This is a genomic window from Mesorhizobium sp. M1A.F.Ca.IN.022.06.1.1, from assembly GCF_003952605.1.
In the GTDB taxonomy this organism is placed as follows: domain Bacteria; phylum Pseudomonadota; class Alphaproteobacteria; order Rhizobiales; family Rhizobiaceae; genus Mesorhizobium.
This window is the reverse complement of sequence record NZ_CP034455.1, coordinates 1,394,512-1,417,648: the sequence shown is the minus strand read 5'-3', so window position 1 is coordinate 1,417,648 and position 23,137 is coordinate 1,394,512. Positions and strand designations below refer to the sequence as shown.

The 23,137-nt window shown below is 63.2% G+C and carries 19 protein-coding genes; 11 read left to right on the top strand and 8 right to left on the bottom strand.

Going from position 1 to position 23,137, the window contains the following annotated elements; genetic code table 11:
* Nucleotides 1–2: 2 nt before the first annotated feature.
* Genes EJ078_RS07045 through thrC form a run of 3 tightly spaced genes read right to left on the bottom strand, consistent with a single transcriptional unit; the run spans nt 3 to nt 3,320 of the window.
* Entirely contained in the window at nt 3–599 is a 597-nt protein-coding gene (locus EJ078_RS07045) for a GNAT family protein (protein WP_066997979.1), read from the bottom strand.
* Nucleotides 600–615: 16 nt separating this feature from the next.
* A complete protein-coding gene (locus EJ078_RS07040; protein ID WP_066997977.1) occupies nt 616–1,908 on the bottom strand; it encodes a pitrilysin family protein in 1,293 nt (430 codons plus the stop codon).
* A gap of 14 nt (nt 1,909–1,922) precedes the next feature.
* Nucleotides 1,923–3,320, bottom strand: a complete 1,398-nt coding sequence (thrC, locus tag EJ078_RS07035; protein WP_127403148.1) for a threonine synthase — start codon at nt 3,318–3,320, stop codon at nt 1,923–1,925.
* Between the two features lie 128 nt (nt 3,321–3,448).
* Here thrC and EJ078_RS07030 point away from each other — a divergent pair, with 128 nt between their 5' ends.
* A complete protein-coding gene (locus EJ078_RS07030; protein WP_127403149.1) occupies nt 3,449–4,192 on the top strand; it encodes a hypothetical protein in 744 nt (247 codons plus the stop codon).
* 30 nt (nt 4,193–4,222) lie between these two features.
* Here the strand turns inward: EJ078_RS07030 and EJ078_RS07025 are convergent, their stop codons facing one another.
* Complete coding sequence (locus EJ078_RS07025; RefSeq protein WP_208721175.1) at nt 4,223–4,912, bottom strand: HAD family phosphatase; 690 nt, start codon at nt 4,910–4,912, stop codon at nt 4,223–4,225.
* Between the two features lie 175 nt (nt 4,913–5,087).
* On the opposite strand from EJ078_RS07025, the gene EJ078_RS07020 reads away from it, so the two are divergent.
* Nucleotides 5,088–6,221 (top strand): site-specific DNA-methyltransferase, encoded by a 1,134-nt coding sequence (locus EJ078_RS07020; RefSeq protein WP_127403150.1) that lies wholly within the window; start codon nt 5,088–5,090, stop codon nt 6,219–6,221.
* A 45-nt stretch (nt 6,222–6,266) separates the two neighbouring features.
* Here the strand turns inward: EJ078_RS07020 and EJ078_RS07015 are convergent, their stop codons facing one another.
* Together EJ078_RS07015 and mutY are read right to left on the bottom strand one after the other, a co-directional pair.
* Entirely contained in the window at nt 6,267–6,878 is a 612-nt protein-coding gene (locus EJ078_RS07015) for an HAD family phosphatase (protein ID WP_127217407.1), read from the bottom strand.
* Nucleotides 6,879–6,888: 10 nt separating this feature from the next.
* Nucleotides 6,889–8,022 carry an A/G-specific adenine glycosylase gene (gene mutY / locus EJ078_RS07010; protein ID WP_208721173.1) on the bottom strand — a complete coding sequence of 378 codons (1,134 nt, stop codon included), beginning with the start codon at nt 8,020–8,022 and terminating at the stop codon, nt 6,889–6,891.
* 31 nt (nt 8,023–8,053) lie between these two features.
* Between mutY and EJ078_RS07005 the strand changes: the two genes are divergently transcribed.
* From EJ078_RS07005 to smc, 3 genes are all read left to right on the top strand, one after another.
* Complete coding sequence (locus EJ078_RS07005) at nt 8,054–8,554, top strand: DUF721 domain-containing protein (protein WP_067327870.1); 501 nt, start codon at nt 8,054–8,056, stop codon at nt 8,552–8,554.
* A 197-nt stretch (nt 8,555–8,751) separates the two neighbouring features.
* Nucleotides 8,752–9,480: a DsbA family protein gene (locus EJ078_RS07000; RefSeq protein ID WP_067327871.1), complete on the top strand. Its 729-nt coding sequence runs from the start codon at nt 8,752–8,754 to the stop codon at nt 9,478–9,480.
* A gap of 60 nt (nt 9,481–9,540) precedes the next feature.
* The gene (smc, locus tag EJ078_RS06995; protein WP_127217080.1) at nt 9,541–12,999 is read left to right on the top strand and encodes a chromosome segregation protein SMC; all 3,459 of its coding nucleotides are present in this window, start codon (nt 9,541–9,543) and stop codon (nt 12,997–12,999) included.
* Nucleotides 13,000–13,028: 29 nt separating this feature from the next.
* Here the strand turns inward: smc and EJ078_RS06990 are convergent, their stop codons facing one another.
* Entirely contained in the window at nt 13,029–14,741 is a 1,713-nt protein-coding gene (locus EJ078_RS06990; RefSeq protein ID WP_127323568.1) for an HAD family hydrolase, read from the bottom strand.
* A 3-nt stretch (nt 14,742–14,744) separates the two neighbouring features.
* Between EJ078_RS06990 and EJ078_RS06985 the strand changes: the two genes are divergently transcribed.
* The 6 genes from EJ078_RS06985 to EJ078_RS06960 all read left to right on the top strand — a co-directional run bounded on the left by EJ078_RS06985 (nt 14,745) and on the right by EJ078_RS06960 (nt 21,927).
* A complete protein-coding gene (locus EJ078_RS06985) occupies nt 14,745–15,023 on the top strand; it encodes a hypothetical protein (RefSeq protein ID WP_127217525.1) in 279 nt (92 codons plus the stop codon).
* 647 nt (nt 15,024–15,670) lie between these two features.
* Nucleotides 15,671–17,053, top strand: a complete 1,383-nt coding sequence (locus tag EJ078_RS06980) for a calcium-binding protein (RefSeq protein ID WP_095823789.1) — start codon at nt 15,671–15,673, stop codon at nt 17,051–17,053.
* 589 nt (nt 17,054–17,642) lie between these two features.
* Entirely contained in the window at nt 17,643–19,376 is a 1,734-nt protein-coding gene (locus EJ078_RS06975; RefSeq protein ID WP_164748217.1) for a type I secretion system permease/ATPase, read from the top strand.
* Nucleotides 19,369–20,700 (top strand): HlyD family type I secretion periplasmic adaptor subunit, encoded by a 1,332-nt coding sequence (locus tag EJ078_RS06970; protein ID WP_127215277.1) that lies wholly within the window; start codon nt 19,369–19,371, stop codon nt 20,698–20,700. The genes EJ078_RS06975 and EJ078_RS06970 overlap by 8 nt, the downstream gene beginning before the upstream one ends.
* A gap of 255 nt (nt 20,701–20,955) precedes the next feature.
* The gene (locus EJ078_RS06965) at nt 20,956–21,192 is read left to right on the top strand and encodes a hypothetical protein (RefSeq protein ID WP_067327877.1); all 237 of its coding nucleotides are present in this window, start codon (nt 20,956–20,958) and stop codon (nt 21,190–21,192) included.
* Between the two features lie 108 nt (nt 21,193–21,300).
* Nucleotides 21,301–21,927: an aspartate/glutamate racemase family protein gene (locus tag EJ078_RS06960; protein WP_245459144.1), complete on the top strand. Its 627-nt coding sequence runs from the start codon at nt 21,301–21,303 to the stop codon at nt 21,925–21,927.
* A gap of 43 nt (nt 21,928–21,970) precedes the next feature.
* On the opposite strand, the gene EJ078_RS06955 is transcribed toward EJ078_RS06960, so the two are convergent.
* Complete coding sequence (locus EJ078_RS06955; RefSeq protein WP_127215279.1) at nt 21,971–22,960, bottom strand: membrane dipeptidase; 990 nt, start codon at nt 22,958–22,960, stop codon at nt 21,971–21,973.
* Nucleotides 22,961–23,137 lie beyond the last annotated feature (177 nt).

Here is a 23,137-nt window from a genome sequence, read left to right as displayed (position 1 = left end):
TATCAGCCCTTCGTTCCATCACCCGGCGGATCGTCCGCGATCCGGGCGTAGAGGTAGTGATCCTGCCAGATGCCGTTGATCCGGAGATAGGATCTGAGAAGTCCTTCGCGCCGGAATCCGGCTTTTTCAAGCACGCGGATCGACCGTGCGTTGTCGGGAATACAGGCAGCCTCGATCCGGTGCAACCGCAGCGTATCGAAGGCAAAACGCGACACCACCTTGACCGCGTCGGTCATCAGTCCACGGCCGCCGAAGCGCTCGCCGATCCAGTAGCCGATGTGGCCGCTTTGCGCGACACCGTGGCGGATGTTGCCAAGCGTGATGCCGCCGGCGAGCTTGCCGCTCGACTTCTCGAAGATGAAGAAGGCAATGGCCGTGCCTTGCGCATAGTCCTCGCGGTAGCGGCCGATGCGCAGCCGCCAGGCGGTGCGGTCGAGCTCGTCAGGCTGCCAACGCGGCTCCCATGGCTCCAGAAAGGCGCGGCTTTCGCCGCGCAGCGTCGACCATTCGCGGTAATCGTTGGTCAAAGGCACGCGCAACGTGACTTTTTCGCCCTTCAGTGCCGGCAGGTCGCGGCGAAAGAAAGGAAGCGCGAACACGACTTTGGAACGAAGGTTAGACGGCGAGCCTGCGAGCCGTCGTCTGCGGGCCCGCAAGCGATTCGAGGATCGCCTCGTAGGGCGCCAGCGTGCCCACGGGGCCGACCGCCGTCAGCGTCGGCTTGGTCGAGAACAGCCGCGAGGAGAGATCGGTCAGCCGCTCGACGGTCAGCGCCGCCAGCCGCTCCATCAACTCCTCCTTGGCGATCGGCCGCCCGAACAGCAGCAACTGCCTGGCGATCTGCGAGGCGCGGCTTGCCGGGCTTTCGGCCGACATGATGAGGCCGGCCCGATATTGCGCGCGTGCGCGGTCGAGCTCATCCTGCTGGATGCTTTCCCCGGCCTTCTGCAATTCGTCGATGATGACCGGCACCAGCTTGGCGATATCACTCTGTCCGGTCGCCGCATGCACACCGAAAATGCCGGTGTCGGAAAAGCCCCAGTGGAAGGCATAGACCGAATAGCACAGGCCGCGCTTCTCGCGCACTTCCTGGAACAGCCTCGACGACATGCCGCCGCCGAGGATCATCGACAGCACCTGCGAGGCATAGAAGTCGCGCACATGGTAGGCGCGGCCCTCGAAGCCGAGCACGATCTGCGCATCCATCAGGTCGCGGTCCTCGCGGAAGTCGCCGCCGACATACTGCGCATATTGCGGGATGTTGCTGGTGGCCTTGGCGCGGAAGCCGCCAAGCTGTCTTTCCACCTCGCGCACGAAATTGTCGTGCTTGATGTCGCCGGCGGCCACGATCACCATGCGCTCGGCGCCATATTGCCGTTCGATGAAATCGTGCAGCTGCCTGGAGGTGAAGGATTTGACCGTCTCCGGCGTGCCGAGGATCGAGCGGCCGATGGTCTGGTGGCGGAAGGCGGTTTCGGTGAAACGGTCGAAGACGATGTCGTCGGGTGTGTCGTGCGCGGCGCCGATCTCCTGCAGGATCACATGCTGCTCGCGCTCCAGTTCCTCCGGATCGAACTCCGATTCCTGCAGGATGTCGGCCAGGATGTCGACCGCGAGCGGCACGTCGGCGGAAAGCACCCTGGCGTAGTAGGAGGTCGTCTCGACGCTGGTGGCCGCGTTGATCTCGCCGCCGACATTCTCGATTTCCGAGGCGATCTCGAAGGCGCTGCGCCGTTTCGTTCCCTTGAAAGCCATGTGTTCGAGCAGATGGGCCATGCCGTGCTCTTCGTCGCGTTCATTGCGTGCGCCCGACTTGACCCAGGCGCCAAGGGCAACGGATTCGAGGCTTGGAAGGGTTTCGGTGGCGACCGTCAGGCCGTTCGACAGACGGCTTACCTCAACACCCATATGGCAACTACTCCCTAACGGGCCGCCCGCGTGTGGCGGCTCACGTATTCTTCCACCATTTTCAGCTCGGATGGAAGTATGGTGTACTTTTCGTCGGCTGTCATCAAGCCGGCGAGCCAGGCCGGCAGCGCTGGCGTAACGCCGCTGGCGGCCTCGACCGCCGCCGGGAATTTGGCCGGATGCGCGGTGCCGAGAACCACCATGGGCACGGCGCCCGACATATAGCCGGCCGCAACGTGCATAGCGGCGGCCGTGTGCGGATCGAGCAGATAGCTGCTCGCTTCAAGCGTCTGGCGAATGGTTGCCGCGACCTCGTCGACGCTGGCGCGGCCGGCGTCGAACTCCGCACGCATCCTCGCCATTTCGCCCGCTTCGACGGTAAAGGCGCCGGACTGCTTCAGCCCGTTCATGTAGCGCCTGACCGTCGCGGCATCCCGGCCCGCCGCCTCGAACAGCAGGCGCTCGAAGTTCGAGGACACCTGGATGTCCATCGACGGCGAGGTGGTGGCGAACACGCCCTTGGTGCGATATTCGCCGCTTGCAAGCGTGCGTGCCAATATGTCGTTGTCGTTGGTGGCGATGATCAGCCGCTCGACCGGCAGCCCCATTCGCTTGGCGGCATAACCGGCGAAAATATCGCCGAAATTGCCGGTCGGCACGGTGAATGACACCGGCCGGTCGGGCGAGCCCAGCGACAGCGCCGAGGAGAAGTAATAGACGATCTGGGCCATGATGCGGGCCCAGTTGATCGAATTGACACCCGACAGCGACACCCTGTCGCGGAAGCCGTGGTCGTTGAACATATCCTTCACCAGGCCCTGGCAATCGTCGAAATTGCCTTCGATCGACAGCGCGTGCACATTCGCGGCGCTCGACGTCGTCATCTGCCGCTGCTGCACCGGCGAGACCTTGCCGTTGGGGAAGAGGATGAAGATATCGGTGCGGTCGCGGCCGGCGAAGGCGTCTATTGCCGCGCCTCCGGTGTCGCCGGAGGTGGCGCCGACGATGGTCGCGCGGTTGCCCCGTTCAGCCAGCACATGGTCCATCAGCCGCGCGAGCAGCTGCATCGCCACGTCCTTGAAGGCCAGCGTCGGGCCGTGGAAGAGCTCGAGGATGAAGGTGTTTTTGCCCGTCTGCACCAGCGGGCAGACCGCATCGTGCCGGAAAGTCGCGTAGGCTTCACGCACCAGCCGTTCGAAGACGGGTACGGCTATCTCGCCGCCGAGGAAGGGTGTCAAGACGCGGATGGCAAGGTCGGGATAGGCGAGGCCGCGCATGGCGCGAATATTGGCGGACGAGAACTGCGGCCATTCGCGCGGCAGGTAAAGCCCGCCGTCGCGCGCCAGTCCGGCCAGCACCGCGTCCGAAAAGCCAAGCACGGGCGCATCCCCGCGGGTACTCACATATTGCATCGTCAAGAACCCATTGCTGCCGGCCGCGTCATCCACGGCAAATTGGTTTATTTTCCGAGCCGGCTCAGTCGCATTTTCGCCGCGGCGTTGATATACGTCACCGGCTTTGTGAGAGGGAAGTGCAGTTCATGAGGTTTTATTCGGTCAACCGCCGTGTTGTCGCGGGTCTGGCGCTCACCGGCTTTATGCTTGCCGCCGCAGGCTGCCAATCGAGCGACAATGGCATTTTGAACTTCGGCTTCAGCAAGAAGGACCCGACCGCGCCGCCACCGCCGCAGGACCCCAAGGTGCTTGCCAGCCAGTTGCGCGCCTACTGCCCGAAAGTGACGCTGCGCGACGGCACCGCCTTCTTCAATACCTATGCCAAGGGCGCCGCCACCAAGACGAAGAAAAAGAAAGTCGATGCTGCGGCGGACGCTGAAGCCGAGGCAGCCGCAGCCGCACAGACCGGACCGAACGGTCAACCCGTCGACCCCAATCGCGATCCCGCCAAGATCATTTACCAGGCCTCGATCACCGACGTGACGCGCGACTGCACTCACGAAAACGGCCAGCTGACGATGAAGATCGCGGTGGCCGGCAAGGTCGTGCCGGGACCGCTGTTCACGCCCGGTACCGTGACGATGCCGATCCGCATCGCGGTCCAACATGGGCCTGACGTGCTCTATTCGCAGCTTCATCAGTATCAGGTGCAGGTCACCGATCCGTCTGCCGCGACGCAGTTCGTCTTCACCGACACCAACGTCGTAGTGCCGGAGCCGACCGCCCGCGACTACCAAGCCTATGCCGGCTATGACGAGAACGCGCCGGCAGCGACGGACAAGTCCAAGGCCAAGAGGAAGAAGCGCGTCGCCGCGGCGGCGACAAACTGATCTGGTTCGCCGTCAATCGCGCTTCCGCGGTTAAGCGTCCTCCGACCACTCCGACAATGCCGCAATCGTGCTGCCGAGTTCCGCCAAACGGCGGATGACGGTTTCGGCGCCCGCTTCGGTCAGCGAGTCGGCATGGCCGGGATAGCTGTGCCCCGCGCCGGTGAAGCCGATGACGCGCATGCCCGCCGTCCTGGCGCCGCTGACGCCGTGCACCGAATCCTCGATGACGAAAGTGTTCTTCGGGTTGGCGCCGAGCTGTTCGGCGGCATAGAGGAACACGTCCGGTGCCGGCTTGGTCTTCTTGCTGGGGATGTCGAGCCCCGAAAAGATGCGGCCGGCGAAGAAGGGCAGCAGGCGCACCTTTTCAAGCATGAACTCGATCCGCTCGGTGCGCGAATTGGAGCAGACGGCGCGCGGCGTGGTCACCGCCGCCACCGCCTCGCGTGCGCCGTCGATGATGCGCACGTCGCTGCGCAGCTTGCGATCGACGAGTTCCTCGGCGCGGTCGATGAGCGAGGCTTGGAAGGGAAGGTGAGATTTTTCCTCGACCCGCATCAGGATGTCCTTGAAGGTCAGTCCGGCATAGGTCTCGGCAAGCTCCTCCGGCGAAATCTCGTATCCGGCCGATGTCAGAAGCTCGGCCTCGACGCGCGCGGCGATGATTTCGGAATCGACGAGCACGCCGTCGCAATCAAAGATGACAAGGTCTGGCTGGGGCATGGCAATCCGAAGCTGGGAGGAAAATGGCCTGACTGGCCCAAGCGGCGCGGCATACACCAATGGGCCGATGTTCGCAAATCAGTGGCGCAGGCTCTCGCCCGACCTTCACCGAATGTTTACGCTGATCGGTAACCATAACGGCCAGTAAATCGTAACGCGTGCTTTGGGTGTTTTGATGTCTGCCGTGCGTCTTCTCGACGAGCTTTCCCACGCTCCCCAGCAGTCCGAATGGCTGGACACGATCCTCAAAGGCGACTGCGTCGCCGCCCTCGACAGGCTGCCCGAAAAGTCGATCGACGTTATCTTCGCCGATCCGCCTTACAACCTGCAACTCGACGGCGACCTGCATCGGCCCGACCAGTCCAAGGTGGACGCCGTCGACGACGACTGGGACCGGTTCGAGAGTTTTGAGGCCTATGACGCCTTCACCCGCGCCTGGCTGCTTGCCGCGCGACGCGTGCTGAAGCCCAATGGCACGATCTGGGTGATTGGCTCCTACCACAACATCTTCCGCGTCGGTGCCAGGATGCAGGATCTCGGCTTCTGGATCCTGAACGACGTCGTCTGGCGCAAGACCAACCCGATGCCGAATTTCCGCGGCCGCCGCTTCCAGAACGCCCATGAGACGATGATCTGGGCCTCGCGCGGCCAGAAGTCCAAGGGCTACACCTTCAACTACGAAGCGCTGAAGGCCTCGAATGACGATTTGCAGATGCGCTCGGACTGGCTGTTCCCGATCTGCACCGGCGCCGAGCGCCTGAAAGACGAGAACGGCAACAAGCTGCATCCCACGCAGAAGCCGGAAGCGCTGCTGGCCCGCATCATGATGGCCTCGACCAAGCCGGGCGATGTCGTGCTCGATCCCTTCTTCGGCTCGGGCACCACGGGTGCGGTCGCCAAGCGCCTCGGCCGTCACTTCGTCGGCATCGAGCGCGAGCAATCCTACATCGATGCCGCCAATGAGCGCATCGCCGCCGTGCGCCCGCTGGATGAGGCCGACCTCACCGTGCTGTCCGGCAAGCGCGCCGAGCCGCGCGTCGCCTTCATAAGCCTGATCGACACCGGCCTGGTGGCGCCGGGCGCCACACTTTACGACGCCAAGAAGCGCTGGGCGGCCAAGGTGCGCGCCGACGGCACGCTGGCCATCGGCGACAGCGCTGGCTCGATCCACAAGATCGGCGCCGAGGTGCAGGGTTTGGACGCCTGCAACGGCTGGACCTTCTGGCACTATGAGCGCAGCGGCGGCCTCACCCCGATCGACGAATTGCGCCGCATCGCCCGCCTCGGAATGGAGCGGGCAGGCGGCTGATCCGCTTGAATCGAAAGCTCAACCGATTGCCGCAAGTGATTCAGTTCAGGCCGCAATCCCGAGCCGTTCAAGATCCGCTTGAAGCGCCTTGGCATCGGTGAACAGCACCGCCTGCCAGCCGGCGGCCTTGGCGCCGTCGACATTCTTCTGGCTGTCGTCGATGAAGAGTGTGGCGGCCGGCTCCAGGTCGAAGGATGCGACGTGACGGTCGTAGATGGCCTGGTCCGGCTTGATCAGGCCGATCTCGCCCGAGACCGTGACGCCGCGCGGCCGATTGAGAAAGTCGAAGCGCCGGCGGGCTTCGGCGAATGTGTCGGCGGCGAAATTGGTCAGCATGGTCACATCGCGGCCCCTGTCGATAAGGCCGACCATGATGGCGACGCTGTCGTCATAGGCATGCGGCACCATCTCGTGCCAGCAGCGGCGGAAGTTGCGGATGTTCTCGGCGTGATCGGGGTGTTCGGCGATCAGCAGCGCCTCGGCGTCTTGCCAGGTGCGGCCGCGATCCTGCTCGATGTTCCAAGCGCTGGTGCAGACATTGTCGAAGAACCATTTCCGCTCCTCGGCATCCGGGATCAGCCGGCTGAACGGAAGGTCCGGATCGTAGTGGATCAGCACCTTGCCGATATCGAACACGATGTGGCGGATTTCAGTCATTGCGGTCCTTTCAACGCGGGCGCAGCGGGGCTTGCTTTTTGGTTGCGCCCGGTATCGCTCCCTCGATTACCTTTTTCATGACGGTGGGCAGCGCTTCCCCGGGAATTTCGTGGGCTAGCGACCAGAAATGCCCGTTGGGCGCATCACCCCTGATGTGGGCATGGAAGACGTCGAGTTCGAGCGCGAAATGGGTGAAGACATGGCCGATCCGCCCGGCGCGCCGCCAGTCGGCCGAAATGGGCGCTGCGTCCGCCGTCGTAGCGCCGTCGGCCCGCGCCGTCCACGCCGTGGTCGGCACCTCGGTCATGCCGCCGAGCAGCCCCTTGTCCGGCCGTTTGCGCAGCAGGATGGCGCCGTCATCGCGTTGAGCGACAAAGGCAGCACCGCGCCTGAGCGGCTTGTCGCCCTTGGGCAGGCGGACTGGAAAGCGCTCCGGATCGCCTGACAGGATCGCGCTGCAATCCTCGCGCAGCGGGCACAGCATGCAGCGCGGCCGCCGCGGCGTGCAGATCGTTGCGCGGAGATCCATCATCGCCTGGGCGAAATCGCCGGGCCTTGCACGTGGCACGAGCTTCTCGACCAGCGCTCGGATTTCCGGCTTGGCCTCGCTGAGCGGCGTCTCCACCGAATAGAGCCGCGAGATGACACGCTCGACATTGCCGTCGACGACGGCGGCAGGCCGGTCGAAGGCGATCGCCGCGATGGCGGCCGCCGTGTAGGCGCCGATGCCCGGCAATTCCTTCAATCCCGCCTCGGTGTCGGGAAAGCGGCCGCCCCGCTGCGCCACGAGATCGGCGCAGGCTTTGAGATTGCGTGCCCTCGAGTAATAACCGAGCCCGGCCCAGGCCTTCATGACGTCCTCGGCCGGCGCTGCCGCCAGCGCCTCGACGGTCGGCCATTTCTCGACAAACGTCCGGAAATAGGCTTTCACCGCCTCGACCGTGGTCTGCTGCAGCATGACCTCGGAGAGCCAGACGCGATAAGGGTCGGGTTTTGTCCCACGCGAGAACGCACTCGGCGTCACGCGCCAGGGCAGGTCGCGGTGATGCGCGTCGTACCAGGCAAGCAGGCGGACGGCGATGCTGCTATCTCCGGATACGCACTTCTCGGCTGCGGCCTTGCGGGTCTGGTCTTGCGGTGCCATTGATCGGGTGAGTTAGGATCGGAGAACGCACATGGCAGGGAAAAGGCCCTTCGGCAATCCCGTTCCGGTGAGCGATCTCGCGACCGAGATCCTCGATCCTGTCCTGAAGAAGCGCGCCGGCATCTCGATCGGACTGGTGCAGTCCTGGGAAGAGATCGCCGGGCCGCGCCTGGCCAGCCACTCGCGCCCGGAAAAGATCCAGTGGCCGCGCCGCCTGCATGAGGACGATCCGTTCGAGCCGGCGGTGCTGATCATTGCCTGCGAAGGCATGGCGGCGCTGCATCTTCAGCATGAGGCGGGTGAGGTCATCAACCGCGTCAACGCCTTCCTGGGTTTCAACGCCATAGGCCGCATCAAGATCCTGCAGAAGCCGGTCCTTTCGGCGAAAGCGCGGCCGAAACCGCAACCGCGGCCTCTCAGCGAGGCCGAGAAATCGAAGCTGGCGCGAACGGTCGGCAAGATCGAGGATGATGGCTTGCGCGCTTCGCTCGAGCGGCTCGGCGCGACCATCCTCGGACAAAAAAAGCCCTGAGCATGTCTCCCGAAAGTTCCGGCGGTTTCGGGAAAAGTCGTGGAGCGCGCTGCAAAATTGTCGTCAATATCGCATATTCGTGATCGCGCCCGAAAAATTTGGCGATTGGATTGGGGATGCCGATGCCTTAATTCGCGCCAACTCTCGCCTTTTCTAGCCCTTGCATTGCAAAATCCAACCGATATCAGGTGATTCGCATGAACCGCTCTTTGTCTCGCAGAAACCTTCTGACCACGCTGGCCGCCGTTCCGGCAGTGGCGCTGCTTGCCGCGTGCAGCGACTCGGGTGAAGAGGCAAAGGCGGCCGATGTGAAGCCCGCCAATCCGTCGACGCCAGCCAAGCCTGCCACGCCCGCGGCCGCTCAGGTGCCCGAAGCGCAGGGCACCGTCGACATGGCGGAACTGCTCAAGCCCGGCGCTTTGCCCGACAAGCAGCTCGGCAAGGACGACGCCAAGGTCACCATCGTCGAATATGCCTCGATGACCTGCCCGCATTGCGCGCATTTCAACGACACAACCTTCCCTGAGCTGAAGTCGAAATACATCGACACGGGCAAGGTGCGCTATATCCTGCGCGAATTCCCCTTCGACCCGAGCGCCGAGGCCGGCTTCATGCTGGCGCGCTGCGCCAAGGACAACTATTTCGCCATGGTGGACGTGTTGTTCAAGCAGCAGCCGAGCTGGGTCGGCGTCAGCAACACCAAGGAAGCGCTGCTGCAGATTTCCAAGCTCGCCGGTTTTACACAGGAGTCATTTGAGGCCTGCTTGACGGACCAGAAGCTTCTGGACGATGTGAGAGCAGTCCAGAAACGCGGAGCGGACGAGTTCAAGGTCGACTCGACGCCGACCTTCTTCATCAACGGAAAGACCTACAAAGGGGCGATGTCGATTGAGGAAATGTCGGCCATCATCGACCCTCTGCTCTGACGTCCAGGCCGCGCCGAAGCTGCTTGGCTTCGGCATATTGGTCTTTGCGGAGCGGCGCGAATGAAGTTTTCGCGCCTTCGCCTCCTCGGTTTCAAGTCCTTCGTCGAGCCCGGCGAGTTCGTCATCGAACGCGGGCTGACCGGCATTGTCGGGCCGAACGGCTGCGGCAAGTCCAACCTTGTCGAGGCGCTGCGCTGGGTGATGGGCGAAAGCTCCTACAAGAACATGCGCGCGTCCGGCATGGACGACGTGATCTTTTCCGGCTCCGGCGCGCGGCCGGCGCGCAACACCGCCGAAGTCACGCTCTTCCTCGACAATTCGGACCGCACGGCACCCGCCGCCTTCAACGACGCCGATGAATTGCAGGTGTCGCGCCGCATCGAGCGCGAGGCGGGCTCGCTCTATCGCATCAACGGCAAGGAAGCGCGCGCCAAGGACGTGCAGCTGCTCTTCGCCGACCAGTCGACCGGCGCTCGCTCGCCCTCCATGGTCGGCCAGGGCCGCATCGGCGAGCTGATCCAGGCAAAGCCCCAGGCGCGCCGGGCGCTGCTCGAAGAAGCCGCCGGTATCTCCGGCTTGCACACGCGCCGGCACGAGGCGGAGCTTCGGCTGAAGGCGGCCGAACAAAACCTCGAACGGCTTGACGATGTCGTCGGCGAGTTGGAAAGCCAGATCGACAGCCTGAAGCGCCAGGCGCGCCAGGCCTCGCGCTTCAAGAACCTGTCGGCCGACATCCGCAAGGCCGAGGCGACGCTTCTGCATCTGCGCTGGACGCTGGCCAAAACCCAGGAAGGCGAAGCGCGTTCGGCGCTTGCCGTTGCCACCACGCTGGTCGGTGACCGCGCCGCAGCCCAGATGGCCGCTGCGAGGGAGCAGGGCATCGCCGCCCACCGCCTGCCCGACCTGCGCGACGCGGAAGCGGCCGCGGCGGCGGCCTTTCAGCGCCTGTCGATCGCCAAGACGCAGATCGAAGAAGAGGCCGGCCGCATCCGCTCGCGCCAGGCGGAGCTGGAGCGGCGCCTTCAACAGCTCGATGCAGACATCGCCCGCGAGGAGTGGATGGTGCGCGACAATGCCGACATTCTCGAGCGTCTCCGCGCCGAGGAAGCCGAGCTCAATTCGGGCAATGCAGGTGCTGCCGAGCGCGAAGCCACCACCCGCGCCGCCTTCGAGCAGGCCGGCGCGACGCTTTCGCAGAGCGAAGCCAGGCTTGCCGCGCTGACGGCCGAACGCGCCGAGGCGGCCGCCTCGCGCCACCAGATCGAGCGCACTTTGCGTGAGACCGCCGAGCGCCGCGACCGCTTCGCTCGCCAGCTTGCCGAGGTCGATCGCGAGCTCTCCGATATTGTGACGCGCATTTCCGGCCTGCCCGATCCCGCCGAGAAGCGGCTGCTGGTCGAGGACGCGCTTGCCCGGCTGGAAGAGAGCGAGCTAGGCGCCATCGCCGCCGAGCAGGCGGTCGCCGAAGCGCGCGCCGCCGAAAGTGCCGCCCGTCCGCCTCTGCAGGATGCCAAGGCCGAATTGCAGCGCATCGAGACGGAAGCGCGCACGCTGGCCAAGATACTCAACGCCGCGAGCGGCGATCTCTTTCCTTCGGTGCTGGAGCAGATCAGCGTCGAGCGCGGCTACGAGACGGCACTTGGCGCCGCGCTCGGCGAGGACCTCGAGGTGCCGCTCGACCGCAGCGCCCCGGTACATTGGGGCGAGAGCGCGGTCCAACCGGGTGACGCGGCCCTGCCTGAAGGCGTGAGGAGCCTGGCGAGTGTGGTGCGCGCGCCGGCGCAGCTTGCCCGCCGCCTGGCGCAGATCGGCATCGCCGACGCCGCCGATGGGCGTCGCCTTCAGGCGCAGCTCGCGCCCGGCCAGCGGCTGGTCAGCCGCGACGGCGCGCTCTGGCGCTGGGACGGCTTGACGGCCAGCGCCGATGCGCCGACCGCTGCCGCGCAGCGGCTGGCGCAGAAGAACCGCCTGGCGGAGCTCGATGCCGAGGCCGTGCAGGCGACCCGCGTCGTGCGCGAGGCCGAGGACGCGCTGGCGCGTGCCGAGCAGGCGATGCGCCAGGCGAGCGAGGCCGAGCGCAACGCGCGTCAGGCCGGACGCGATGCCCAGCACGCACTGGACGCCGCCCGCAACGCGCTGGCCGAGGCCGAGAAGGCCGGCGGCGAGCTGGCGAGCCGCCGTGCTGCCTTGGATGACGCCCGCGCGCGCATCGTCGACAGCCATGAAGAGACGCAAGCCGCTTTCCTCGAAGCCGAGGAGATGCTCAGGGACGCGCCCGATCTCGGCGACCTGCAGCTCCAGCTCGAGCAGGCCTCCGCCAGTGTAGCTCGCGACCGCGCCACGCTTGCCGATACGCGCGCCGTGCATGACGGCCTACGGCGCGAGGCCGAAGCGCGCGTGCGCCGGCTCGACGCGATCGGCACCGAGCGCAAGAACTGGCTGGAGCGGGCCGAAAACGCCTCGACGCAGATCGCCGCGCTTGGCGAGCGCAAGGCTGAGGCCGAAGCTGAGCGCGAGCGGCTGGCCGACGCGCCCGACGAGATCGACGCCAAGCGCCGTGCGCTGTTGAGTCAGCTTTCCGAGGCCGAGGCGCTGCGCCAGGCCGCCGGCGATCGCCTGCAGGAAGCGGAGACCAAGCAGGCCGAGCTCGACAAGGCGGCGACCGCGGCGATCCAGTCGCTTGCCGAAGCGCGCGAGACCCGCGTCCGCGCCGAGGAGCGGCTGACCGCGGCCGACGAACGCCGCGCCGAGGTCGAGGCGCGCATCCAGGAAGCGTTGAACACGCCGCCGCATCTCGTCATCAAGCATACCGGGCTAGAGACCGACGATCCGACGCCGGACATGGCCGAGGTCGAGCGCCAGCTCGACCGGCTGAAGATCGAGCGCGAGCGGCTCGGGGCCGTCAATCTGCGCGCCGAGGAAGAACAGAGGGAGCTGTCGGACCGCCTGGAAATCATCGTTTCCGAGCGCGAGGACATCATCGAGGCGATCAGAAAACTGCGCCAGGCGATCCAGAGCCTCAACCGCGAGGGCCGCGAACGCCTGCTGTCGGCCTTTGAGGTGGTCAACGGCCACTTCCAGCGCCTGTTCTCGCATCTTTTCGGCGGCGGCACGGCCGAATTGCAGCTGATCGAGTCCGAAGATCCGCTGGAAGCCGGCCTCGAAATCCTCGCCCGCCCGCCGGGCAAGAAGCCGCAGACCATGACGCTGCTCTCCGGCGGCGAGCAGGCGCTCACCGCCATGTCGCTGATTTTTGCCGTCTTCCTTACCAATCCGGCGCCGATCTGCGTGCTCGACGAGGTCGACGCCCCGCTCGACGACCACAATGTCGAGCGCTTCTGCAACCTAATGGACGAGATGTCGAAGACCACCGAGACGCGCTTCGTCATCATCACCCACAACCCGATCACCATGGCGCGCATGGACCGGCTGTTCGGCGTCACCATGGCCGAGCAGGGCGTCAGCCAGCTGGTCTCGGTCGACCTGCAGGCGGCTGAGGCGATGCGCGAGGCGAGTTGAGGGCGGCTTGGCGTCCGGAACCGACTGAGTTACCTCTCCGGTGCCGTGGCTGGCGCCGTGTAACGCCGGCGCACGGCCTCCAGCACGCGCTTGCGGCTGTCCTCGGGCGATAGACGCTTGTCCTTCTCGGCCTCTGCCGTCTCGCGGGCGAGTTCCTTGTCCCTGATCTGTTGGCGGAACCATTTGGAATAGTCGCCGGCGCGCAGGTGATATTCCCAGGTCTTGTCGTCGATGCCTTCCGCCATTTGGGCGAAAATAATCAGGTTGTGGGCTCTGAGGTTCATCGCCTTTTCCGGCCCCGTGAAATAGAAACTGCCGGCCTCGTCGAGCTCGCCTTCGGCATATTTGCGGCTGTGCCGCTTCAGCGATTGCTGGGGTTCGATCGCCTTGACCGTGAACGGCTTCTTGCCGTCCTGCGGCCGCCACAGCAGAACCCGGTCACCCTTCGGCGAAGGAATGCTCTTGGGCGCCTCCAGCCCGGCCTCCTTGCAGAAGGTCTTGATCACGCTCTTCGCCTTCGGACCGAGCGCGATGACCGCCGTCACCAGGCGCAGGACCCCGGTCGAAATCGCTTCCGGATGCACGGTGATCAGCACCGTGCCCGGCAGCTCGAGCGACAGCACCGCGCGCGTGTCCTCGCGGCGCCTGGGCAGAAGGTGATGCGCCTCGTCGATGATCAGCCAATGCGGCCTTGCCGTGCGGTAGCGGACGCTGCCGAGGCCGGGCAGCAATTCGGCAAAGAAGTCGGGCCGCTCGTCGACTTTCAGCGCCAGCCCGTTGACCACGATATTGGTGCCAGGCTTTTCGATCAGCTCCAGCAATTGTTCCTTGCTGGGCGTAGTCGAGCCATCACCCAACGGAACGGCGCCCTCCAGTCCGTCATAGTCGCCCTCGGGATCGAAAATGCAGAACTGCAATCCCTGTTCGGCAAGCCGCTCGGTGAGCGCTGTGGCCAATGTCGACTTGCCGATACCGGAGCTTCCGGCGATCAGAACGGTCTCGACGGGCGACAGATAGACCTTCTTGCCGTTGGCAGTTCCCAGCAGGACGCCGCGCAAGCGCTTGCGAGCTATCAGATGATCCTGCTTTATCAGCTTGCCGATCAGTTCTTCGACACCCTTGCCGCGCGCCTCCCTCGTGACGAGGTCGGCGGTTTCCTTCACGGCGGGCAATGCGTTGGCGACGGCGATGCTGCAACCCGAAGCCCTAAGGAAGGCGTGGTCGTTCTCGGCATCGCCGATGCCCACCACATTATGCGGCGACAATCTGAGGTCCTTGAGCGCAGCCGCCAGTCCGGTGGCCTTGTTGATGCCTGAGGGCAGGATCATCACCGCGCCCTTGTTAAAGATGATCTCCAGCTCAAGGCCGAGCTCCTTGATGACGTCGAGCACGGTGGCCTGGTGCGGCTCCCAGGTGGCAACGATCGAGCGGCCGACCGAGAGCGGCTTGACGCCGCGCTTCTTCAGTCTGTCGACGAAATCGGCGGAAGGCGAGGGCGAGATTGTTTGCTCTTCTTCGCTCGCCGGCGTGTAGATCAGCGCGCCGTTTTCGGCCACCACCTTGTCGAATAGCCCGACCTCCGGAAACACCTCTTTGAGATCGGGCAGTTCGCGGCCGGTGACCAGGATGAGCTTGCGGCCGGACTTCTTCAGCTTCTTCAGCGCCGACAGCGTGCTGGCGGTGACCAGTCCGTCATGCGCCAGCGTGCCGTCGTAGTCGGTGGCCAGTGCCATGAAATACATCGGGTGATCCTCTCCGCTGCCGGTCGCTCGGTCCGTCTGGAACAAACAACGTCTGTCGGCGGAAAAGGTTTAGGCCGGCGCTTTCGCCTGCCTGGCGAGAAACCTGGCGTGGAGAAATGCAACTCATCGGAAAGAGAGAAAGGTTGGCTGTGTTCTGGAAAGGCGGGGCGTTTCTGGTCTTTAGGTCTGTTTGGGGTCGGCGCGTTGTTCCTGTGCCCTCTTGCAGATCTCATCCAATTTTTTTCGGACCCGGTCGTTATCGAACAACAGCTTGGCGCGTGAGAATCCTCTGCTACGAAGCTCCCATTCGATGGCAAGCCATCCTTCATAGTCGCCAGATAACGCAAGTTTCCCGGCTTCGCGCCACATAAGCACGTCACGCTCTCGGGACACACCCTTTCTCCGTGCTTTTGCGCGAAGCATATAGGAGGTCGGGCCGATATTGTCGAGGGACCTGCCCCACAGCTCGCCGCGACCAGAGCACGGACTTCCACTTCATATTGAGAGAGCGTGATGTCGAGCTGACGCAAATATCGGTCAGTTCATTGCCGGGCGCTCGACATCCCGGCGTGCGTTCTTGCCCCATAACTCACGGACGAATTTGATCGTCTCGCCAATCGTCCGGATTTCGATGATTTGCAACGATGGAACCCGTGCGCACCGTCTCCGCTCATGGACTGCTCCTGCGAGGCCGGTGGGTTTTGGAGGTGGCAAGGGATCGAAAGCCGCGTTGAGACCACTGAAGAGAATCCGCGCTGAAATCGCCGCGCCACCCAATTCCCGCGAGAGATATATTGTTACATTTTGAGACACTTTTTTTAAATTTTGTGATTTGCTCCATACCGCTAACCTGGGCTCTTTTGGCCGCGAGCCATTCGGGCTTCAGGCATGTTGGGCAGAAAGGGTGGGGGTGTGAAAGGTCGCCAAGAATGGCCGATACGAATACCATTGTCTTGAGCGGTGACTACGGCTACCGCCAATATAAAGCATCCGGTCTCCCCGCCGACACCACTATCGATGCCAGCAAAGCCTCGTGGATTGTCGCCAATCAGGGAAGCTCCACCAACCTCTATCCCTTCGCGGTCGTCAACCCCGGCGACAACCTCGTGGCGTCGGGCGGCACGATCAACGGCACGGTCTCCCAAACCGGCGCCTGGGAGGACGTTTACGTCAACTCCGCCGCAGTCCGCGTGAATTCAGCCCACAACTTTGTCATCGACGACTGGACGATCACCAAGCCCTGGGATGGCATCCGTGTCGGCGGCACTGGCACCTTCCTCATCGAGGATACCTATGTCGGCTACTCACGAGACGACGCGGTCGAGGACGACGACGTCATCGGCGGCACCATCCGGGATTCGCTGTTCGACCACGTGTTTTCCGGAGTGAGCCTTGGCGACGGTGACGTCGATGGGTCTGACAACACGGTCACCATGGATGGCATGCTTCTAGGCATGGGAGAGTATCTTCGCAAAGGCGAGATGACGCACGGTTCGCCGTTCAAACTGGACAAGGGCACAGGCGCTGACGATATCGTTCCTAGCTTGCGCTTCATCGACTGCGTGGTGGCGATCACCGACGTTGACCACAACGGCTTGGAGCGGGTGCAACGGGCCTGGGACAAGACGGTCGAGTCGCACGGCAATTACTATCTCAACCTCTCCGACACGCCACTGCCGGCGGATTATCCAATGCCGCCCGCCGGCTGGACGGTCCTTCAAGGCCAAGCGGCCCGCGATTACTGGGCCAACGCCAAGGCGGCCTGGCATGCAGCCCATGACGGGACGGACCCGCTGCCGTCATCTCCGACCGTGCCGACCGACCCGCTACCGTCATCTCCGACCCTGCCGACGGACCCGACCCACGGAACGACCGGGAACGATACATTTGTCGGCACTGCCGCGGCCGATACCTTTGATGGCCTGGCTGGCAACGACACATTGCGGGGCAAGGGTGGCAACGACGTGCTGACCGGCGGCGCGGGCCACGACACCTTTGTGTTTGACACCGCCTATGGCGCCGGCAATGTCGACACGCTGACCGACTTCGACGCGGTAAATGACGCGCTCTATCTCGACAACGCCGTCTTCACCCAACTCGGCGCCGGTTCCTCGTCCAGCCCGACGCAGGTGAACTCGTCGTATTTTGAGTTGCGAGAACACGCCACCCATAGCAACGATCACCTGCTCTACAACCGGGCCACGGGCGTCTTGTCCTATGATCCCGACGGCTCGAGATCGGCCCCGCAGGTGGAAATCGCCCACCTGGAGCCCGGAGCGGCACTGACCTATCACGACGTATTCGTCGTTTGATCGTTCATGCGATCGGACCATGGCATGGCGAGGGGCGGGCGCGCCCCCCGCCGTGCCTGGTTCCGACGGTCACCGATCAGAAAGGCGGCGGACGCCGATCAAGTTGCCATAAACGTCGGCCGCATTGATCGCCGCGGATGCGCATGCGCTGGCCTTTGCGGTCGGCGCTGCCATCACCAATTCCAAACCGATCGGGCCGATGGCGGCGACACCATTATCGGCGGCCAGCTTGCTGCGGCGGCGGCGCTATTATTGGAAAACATGTAGCAACCAGAGTTTCACGCCGCCTCGTTCGCAGACGTCATTTTCACTGCCAGCAAACGATTGGCTGACTAGGGCAATTTCGAGGTTTGGACGATTCAATTCTCTGCTTGAGAATCAGACGCTTAGCGCCATCCTGGATTGGTGGTTCCTGGCGTCCCAGCCGAACTGGATGCCCGGTGGATAACTTCCGGTGAAAGTGAGGCTAGGCTGTCAAAAGGTCGCAAGCGATAGCGCGGCTGCTTGGCATGATATATAAACATTGTCTAAAATGATCGCTTAACCAAAAGAGACGATTTCGGGGATGCCCAGTTACACGAATAGAAGGGTGCTGTCGAAGAGCGTGGTCGAAATGGGCCTGTTCTCCGCGGTGATGAACACCCTGGTGCTAGTTCTGCCTCTCTACATGCTGCAGGTCTATGATCGGGTGTTGCCCGCCGCCAATTTGGACACGCTCACCTATCTAACATTGCTTGCGCTTTCGACGCTCTTGCTCTTCGGCGTGCTCGAAGTCGTGCGGGGTGTATACGCAAGCCGGCTCGCGGCGCGACTGGATGTCTCTTTGGGCACATCGTCTTTTCTCGCTGCAATGAGTGGCCCTCGCGCTGGCCTCGGCGATGTTCAAGCCTTGCGCGACTTGGCCACCGTGCGAGGCTTCATCGCTTCGAGAACGATTTTCTTTCTCTTCGACCTTCCTTTCGGGCCGATCTTCGTAGGCCTGCTCTATTTCATCCATCCGCTGCTCTTCCTCGTGACGGTCGTCGGGGCGGTTCTCATGGTCGCCATCGCCATGCTGAACCAGGTCGCGAGCTCGCGACCTGGCAAGGAGGCGGCGGAGAGTCTCAACGCCTCGATGAATTCGGCGCAGGCTTTCGCCCGAAACTTCGAAACCGTTCGCGCACTTGGCATGGTGTCCAACGCGATAGAATTCTGGGGCACCCGTTTTTCCGGCTCTCTACACGCCTCGGATGGGCTCGCTCGCATCAATTCGTTTTATGGCGGTGTATCGCGCACCACTCGTTCGACACTGCAGATCGCGATATTGGGGGCCGGCGCTTATCTGGTTCTGCACAACGAGATGACCGCCGGTATGATATTTGCGTCCTCGATGATTTCGGCGCGCGCTCTGCAACCTCTTGATCAGATCATTGGGAGTTGGCGGCAGATCATCGACGCCAATCTTGCGTGGAAGAGGCTTTCGGCTCTCCGGTCCGGGCTCGACAACCAGGAGAACGTAGCATTGCCGGCTCCTGAAGGAGCGCTAAGCGTGGAGCAAATAGTCTATCATCTTCCGGGCGCGGCCGATGGCTCGCTGCCGCTGATCAAGCGCTTGACCTTTGAGGTCGCCGCCGGCGAGACAGTCGCGATCGTAGGGCCGAGCCAGGCTGGAAAATCGACTTTGGCGCGCCTCATCGTCGGTGCGATCGCGCCCCGCTCTGGGGCGATCCGGATCGACGGCGGCGATATTCGGAACTGGGACCCGGAACAACTCGGCCGCCATATTGGTTACCTGCCGCAAGATGTGGAACTCTTCCCGGGAACCATCGCGCAAAATATCGCGCGGTTCGAACCGAATGCGCCCAGCGAGAAGTTGGTTCAAGCAGCCCAGCGGGCCCAAGTGCATGAGCTCATCCTGGGTCAGAGGGATGGCTACTCGACGCTGATCGGCCCGACCGGCGTTCGCCTTTCGGGTGGCGAGCGTCAACGCATCGGGCTTGCTCGGGCCTTCTACGGCGATCCCAAGGTGCTGGTTCTCGACGAGCCCAATGCAAATCTCGATTCCAACGGCGAAGCCGCGCTCGAGCGCGCGATTAGCGGGGCGCGTTCACGAAAAACGACCGTGCTTGTCATAACCCATCGGCCCTCTCTCGCTTCCAAATGCGATCGCGTATTGATGCTACGCAATGGCCAGGTCGAGATCTACGGTTTGACCAAGGGCGTGCTCGATAGACTTGTCGAGCGACGCGCCCAAGCGGGGTGGCCCGCAGCCTCTCAGTCGCGCGAAGGAGTGGTGCCTTTCCCCTCATCTGCTCGAGGCGAGATAAAGGTCGCTAATGACTAGCCAAGCTATCGGCGCCAGGACGTATAGCTGGCAGCGCAACGTCGACACACGCACAGATCGCATCACGCTCGCGGGGTGTGCAAGCGTGTCCGTTTTCTTGCTTGGCTTCGTATTCTGGGGCGCAATGGCGCCGATTGCCGGAGCAACGATCGCGCCAGGAGTGATTGCAGCAGCTGGACAGAATGTCATGATCCAGCATCTCGAAGGTGGCGTGGTCAGCAGCGTCAAAGCTCGAGAGGGTGACAGAGTCTTACGAGGGCAGGCGCTGATCGTGCTCGATCCAACGGTGGCGCAGTCGCAGCTCAACCGAGTCCTCAAACAGTGGGTCGCACAAAAGGCTGAGATCGCGCGGCTCGAGGCAGAACGGGATGGCCTGGAGAAAATCGTCCTGCCCCGCGATTTAGGCGCCTACTCAGACGCGTCCGAATTCAATGACGTCTTTGCAGAGCAAACCAAGGAGTTCCGGGCTCGGCTAGCGCGCTATGGCGCAGATCAGGAGATCCTTAGGGAACGGGTGGCAGCCCTTCAGGAAGCTGTTGCCGGCTTGAAGGCGCAAAAGGATGCTGCGGCAAACCAGCTCGCGATCGTCAATGCCGAGACGGAACGCAAAAAGCACTTGCTCGACAAGGGACTGACAAATCGTTCCGAATACACCGACCTTCTGCGCAGCACCGCCGAGTTGGTAGGTCAGGAGGGATCGCTGGAGGCGCAAATCGCCAGCGCGGCCACCCAGATCGTGGAAGCGCGCCAGCAGATTGAAAGACTAACAACCACCCGGGTCGAGGATGCTGTCACCGAACTGAACAAAGCCCGGGTAGAGGTGGCCGACCTTGAGGAACAAATCAACGCCGCTCGATCGGTCCTGGTGCGAACGACCATTCGTGCCCCGGCGGACGGCATCATCGTCCGCTCTCTGTACAATTCCGAAGGCAGCGTCATTCGTGCTGGCGAGCCTGCGATGGAGCTTCTGCCGACGAAGGAACTTATCGTCGAGGCAAAGATCAAGCCTGAAGACATCGATTCTATCCGAGTCGGCCAAGGCGCGAACATGATGTTCACGGCCCTGAACGCACGGACAACACCAAAAGTGCCGGGAAAGGTCTTCTACATTTCGGCGGACCGGCTGACCACTCCCAGCACTGGACAGCCCTATTACACCGTGCGGCTTAAGATGGCCGACAAGCTGCCACCGCAGGTCAAGCCCGAGCAGATCTACCCAGGCATGCCGGTCGAAACCTTCATTTCAACCGGCGAGCGAACCTTTCTGAGCTATCTGACCAAGCCGCTGGTGGACTCGTTCCAGCGCGCCTTTCGGGAAAGATAGCCCGATCCTGCCTCCTGCGGCCTTCAACCTTACCCGAAGTGGAACTCTTCCGCCGGATTATGCGCAACCGGGTTCGGCCACTCACGGTTCTCGGTTTTCATGGCCAAAACGTCGCACGCTCGTAGCGCTCGAGGCGACGGGCTTTGTGATGGCTGCCTCGCCACGTGATCGAGGGCAAGGGCGATCACTTATTGGGTCTGCGGTCGCCTTCCTCCCTCCTTGCCATGGTGAGCTGGCCTCGAAAGGATAAGCGGGATGATCCCGCCCATCGCGAGAGTGTCGATCTCGAAGTACCGCGGTCCCTTGCACCCGGACGGCATCGAGATGCATCTCGACGACAGCATCTATCTCGGCGACAAGCGGGAGTACCGTCTGCGCCGTGGCGACTTCGTCGCCAAGGCGCACGGCGCGCGGCAGCTTGCCTCGGGCAATGTATGGGCGCGGATCCCTGCCGAGAGCGTATGGGTCTTCGCGGCGGCAGCCCCGAAATAGTCATCGGTACCAACGCCGCTTGCTCTCGGGGCGGCCTCGTTTATCATTCGGTCTCGCACAATGACGTCACAGCCTCGCATTGCCCTGATCCATGCCACGCCCATCTCGATGGAGCCGATCAGATGGGCGTTCGAAGCGGGATGGCCTGGCGCCGAAACCGTCAATATCCTCGAGGACAGCCTGGCAGTGGACCGCGCCAAAACCGCTGACCTGACGAGCGACATGGTCCGGCGCGTCGAGGCCTTGGCCAGCTATGCCCGTTCGATCGGAAGCGATGCCGTGCTGTTCACCTGCTCGGCGTTCGGGCAAGCGATTGAACAGGCCGCGGCGAAGCTGGACGTTCCGGTTCTGAAACCGAACGAGGCCATGTTTGAGACGGCGATCCGCCGTGGCGGTCGCACCGCAATGCTCTACACTTTCCCGCCGTCGAGGGAAGGAATGGAGCAGGAGTTCCGGGACGAAGCCGCCCGTATGGGCCAAGCTGCCACCATCACGAGCTATTTCGTGCCGGGCGCGATCGAGGCGGTGCGTGCAGGAGACGTGGAAACCCACAACCGGCTGATCGCGGCTGAAGCCGCCAAGCTGAAGGATTTCGATGCGATCGTCTTGGCACAGTTCTCCATGGCGCGCGCGCGGGATTCGGTCAAAGCGGCGACGAACATCCCCGTATCGACCAGTCCGGATGCGGCCGTCGCGAAGCTGCGCGTCCTTCTTGGCGCGGACCAACCCGCCTGACCAAAAGAAGGTCCCACGGAGCGCTCGACAGCTGCTCCGGTGGTTATTTCCAGATTTCCCGGGCAAGGCGCATGAAGTTGCCGCCTATGACGTCGCGGACCGCTCCTTCCGGCTGACCGCGACGAAGCAGAACCTCGGTCAGCTCTTTCATTTGGGCTGGTGCCGAATAGGTCGTTTCTCCCGCATATTCGCTCTTCGGCCAGAAATGCGGATTGCTGGCGATGATGTCGTCGATGCCTTCGATCTCGACCGGGAAAGCATGGTCGAGGCCGATGCCAACATGGCGTGGGCCAGCGAGATCGATCAGATATTCGACATGGTCGGCCAGCCGTTCGGAATCGGTGCGCGCCTCGCCAAGGAAACGACTGAGCCCGACAACGCCGACGATGCCGCCGGTGCGGGCGCAGGCCTTGATCTGCTCGTCCGTGATGTTGCGACCGTGGGCGCAGAGCGCTTTCGGATTGGAGTGCGAGAAGATGACTGGCCGGTCCGTGTACTCCATCACGTCCATGGTGGTGCGATAGCCGGTGTGGCTCACATCCACGAACATGCCGAGGCGGTTCATCTCGTCGATCACCTGCCGACCGAACGCGGTCAGACCCTGGTCTTCGTCATGGCATCCGCCGCCGGCAAGGTTATTGCGGTTATAGGCGAAAAGCATCTGGCGCACGCCAAGGCCATGGTAGAACTCGACCATCTCAATCCGGCCGTCCAGGGCGTTCATGCCTTCGATGTCAAAGGTGACCGCCAGCTTGCCTTGCGCCTTGGCAGCGAGGATTTCGTCGGCCGACGAGACGAGCACGTAGTGGGCGGGACGCGCCAGGATCCAGTGGCGGAAGCAGCTGAGATTGGTCACCGTCATTTCCCAGGGCAGCAGATCGAACCCGACATCGATGGACAGATAGTCGACACCGGCGTCTCGCCAGATCCGCAGGTTGTTCAAGTCCGCGGCAGGATCCGGCATGAAGCCGGAATGGGCGTCCCAGACGACTTCGCTATCGAGAATGGACCGGGCTCTGGTTTGAAGGTTCATTGCCGTTCGTACCGGAATTTGCACCAGCCCCAATCTCTACCATATTGGCTAGAATGGGGAAGTTGCGTCCGGTACGCAGAGCAGGTGCAAACTGCCTGAAGCTGGAACTGCCGTCACGCGCAACGGAATCCGAATTGGCCTTCGCCAGCATCTTTCTGCCGAATGACTTCCGGCAAA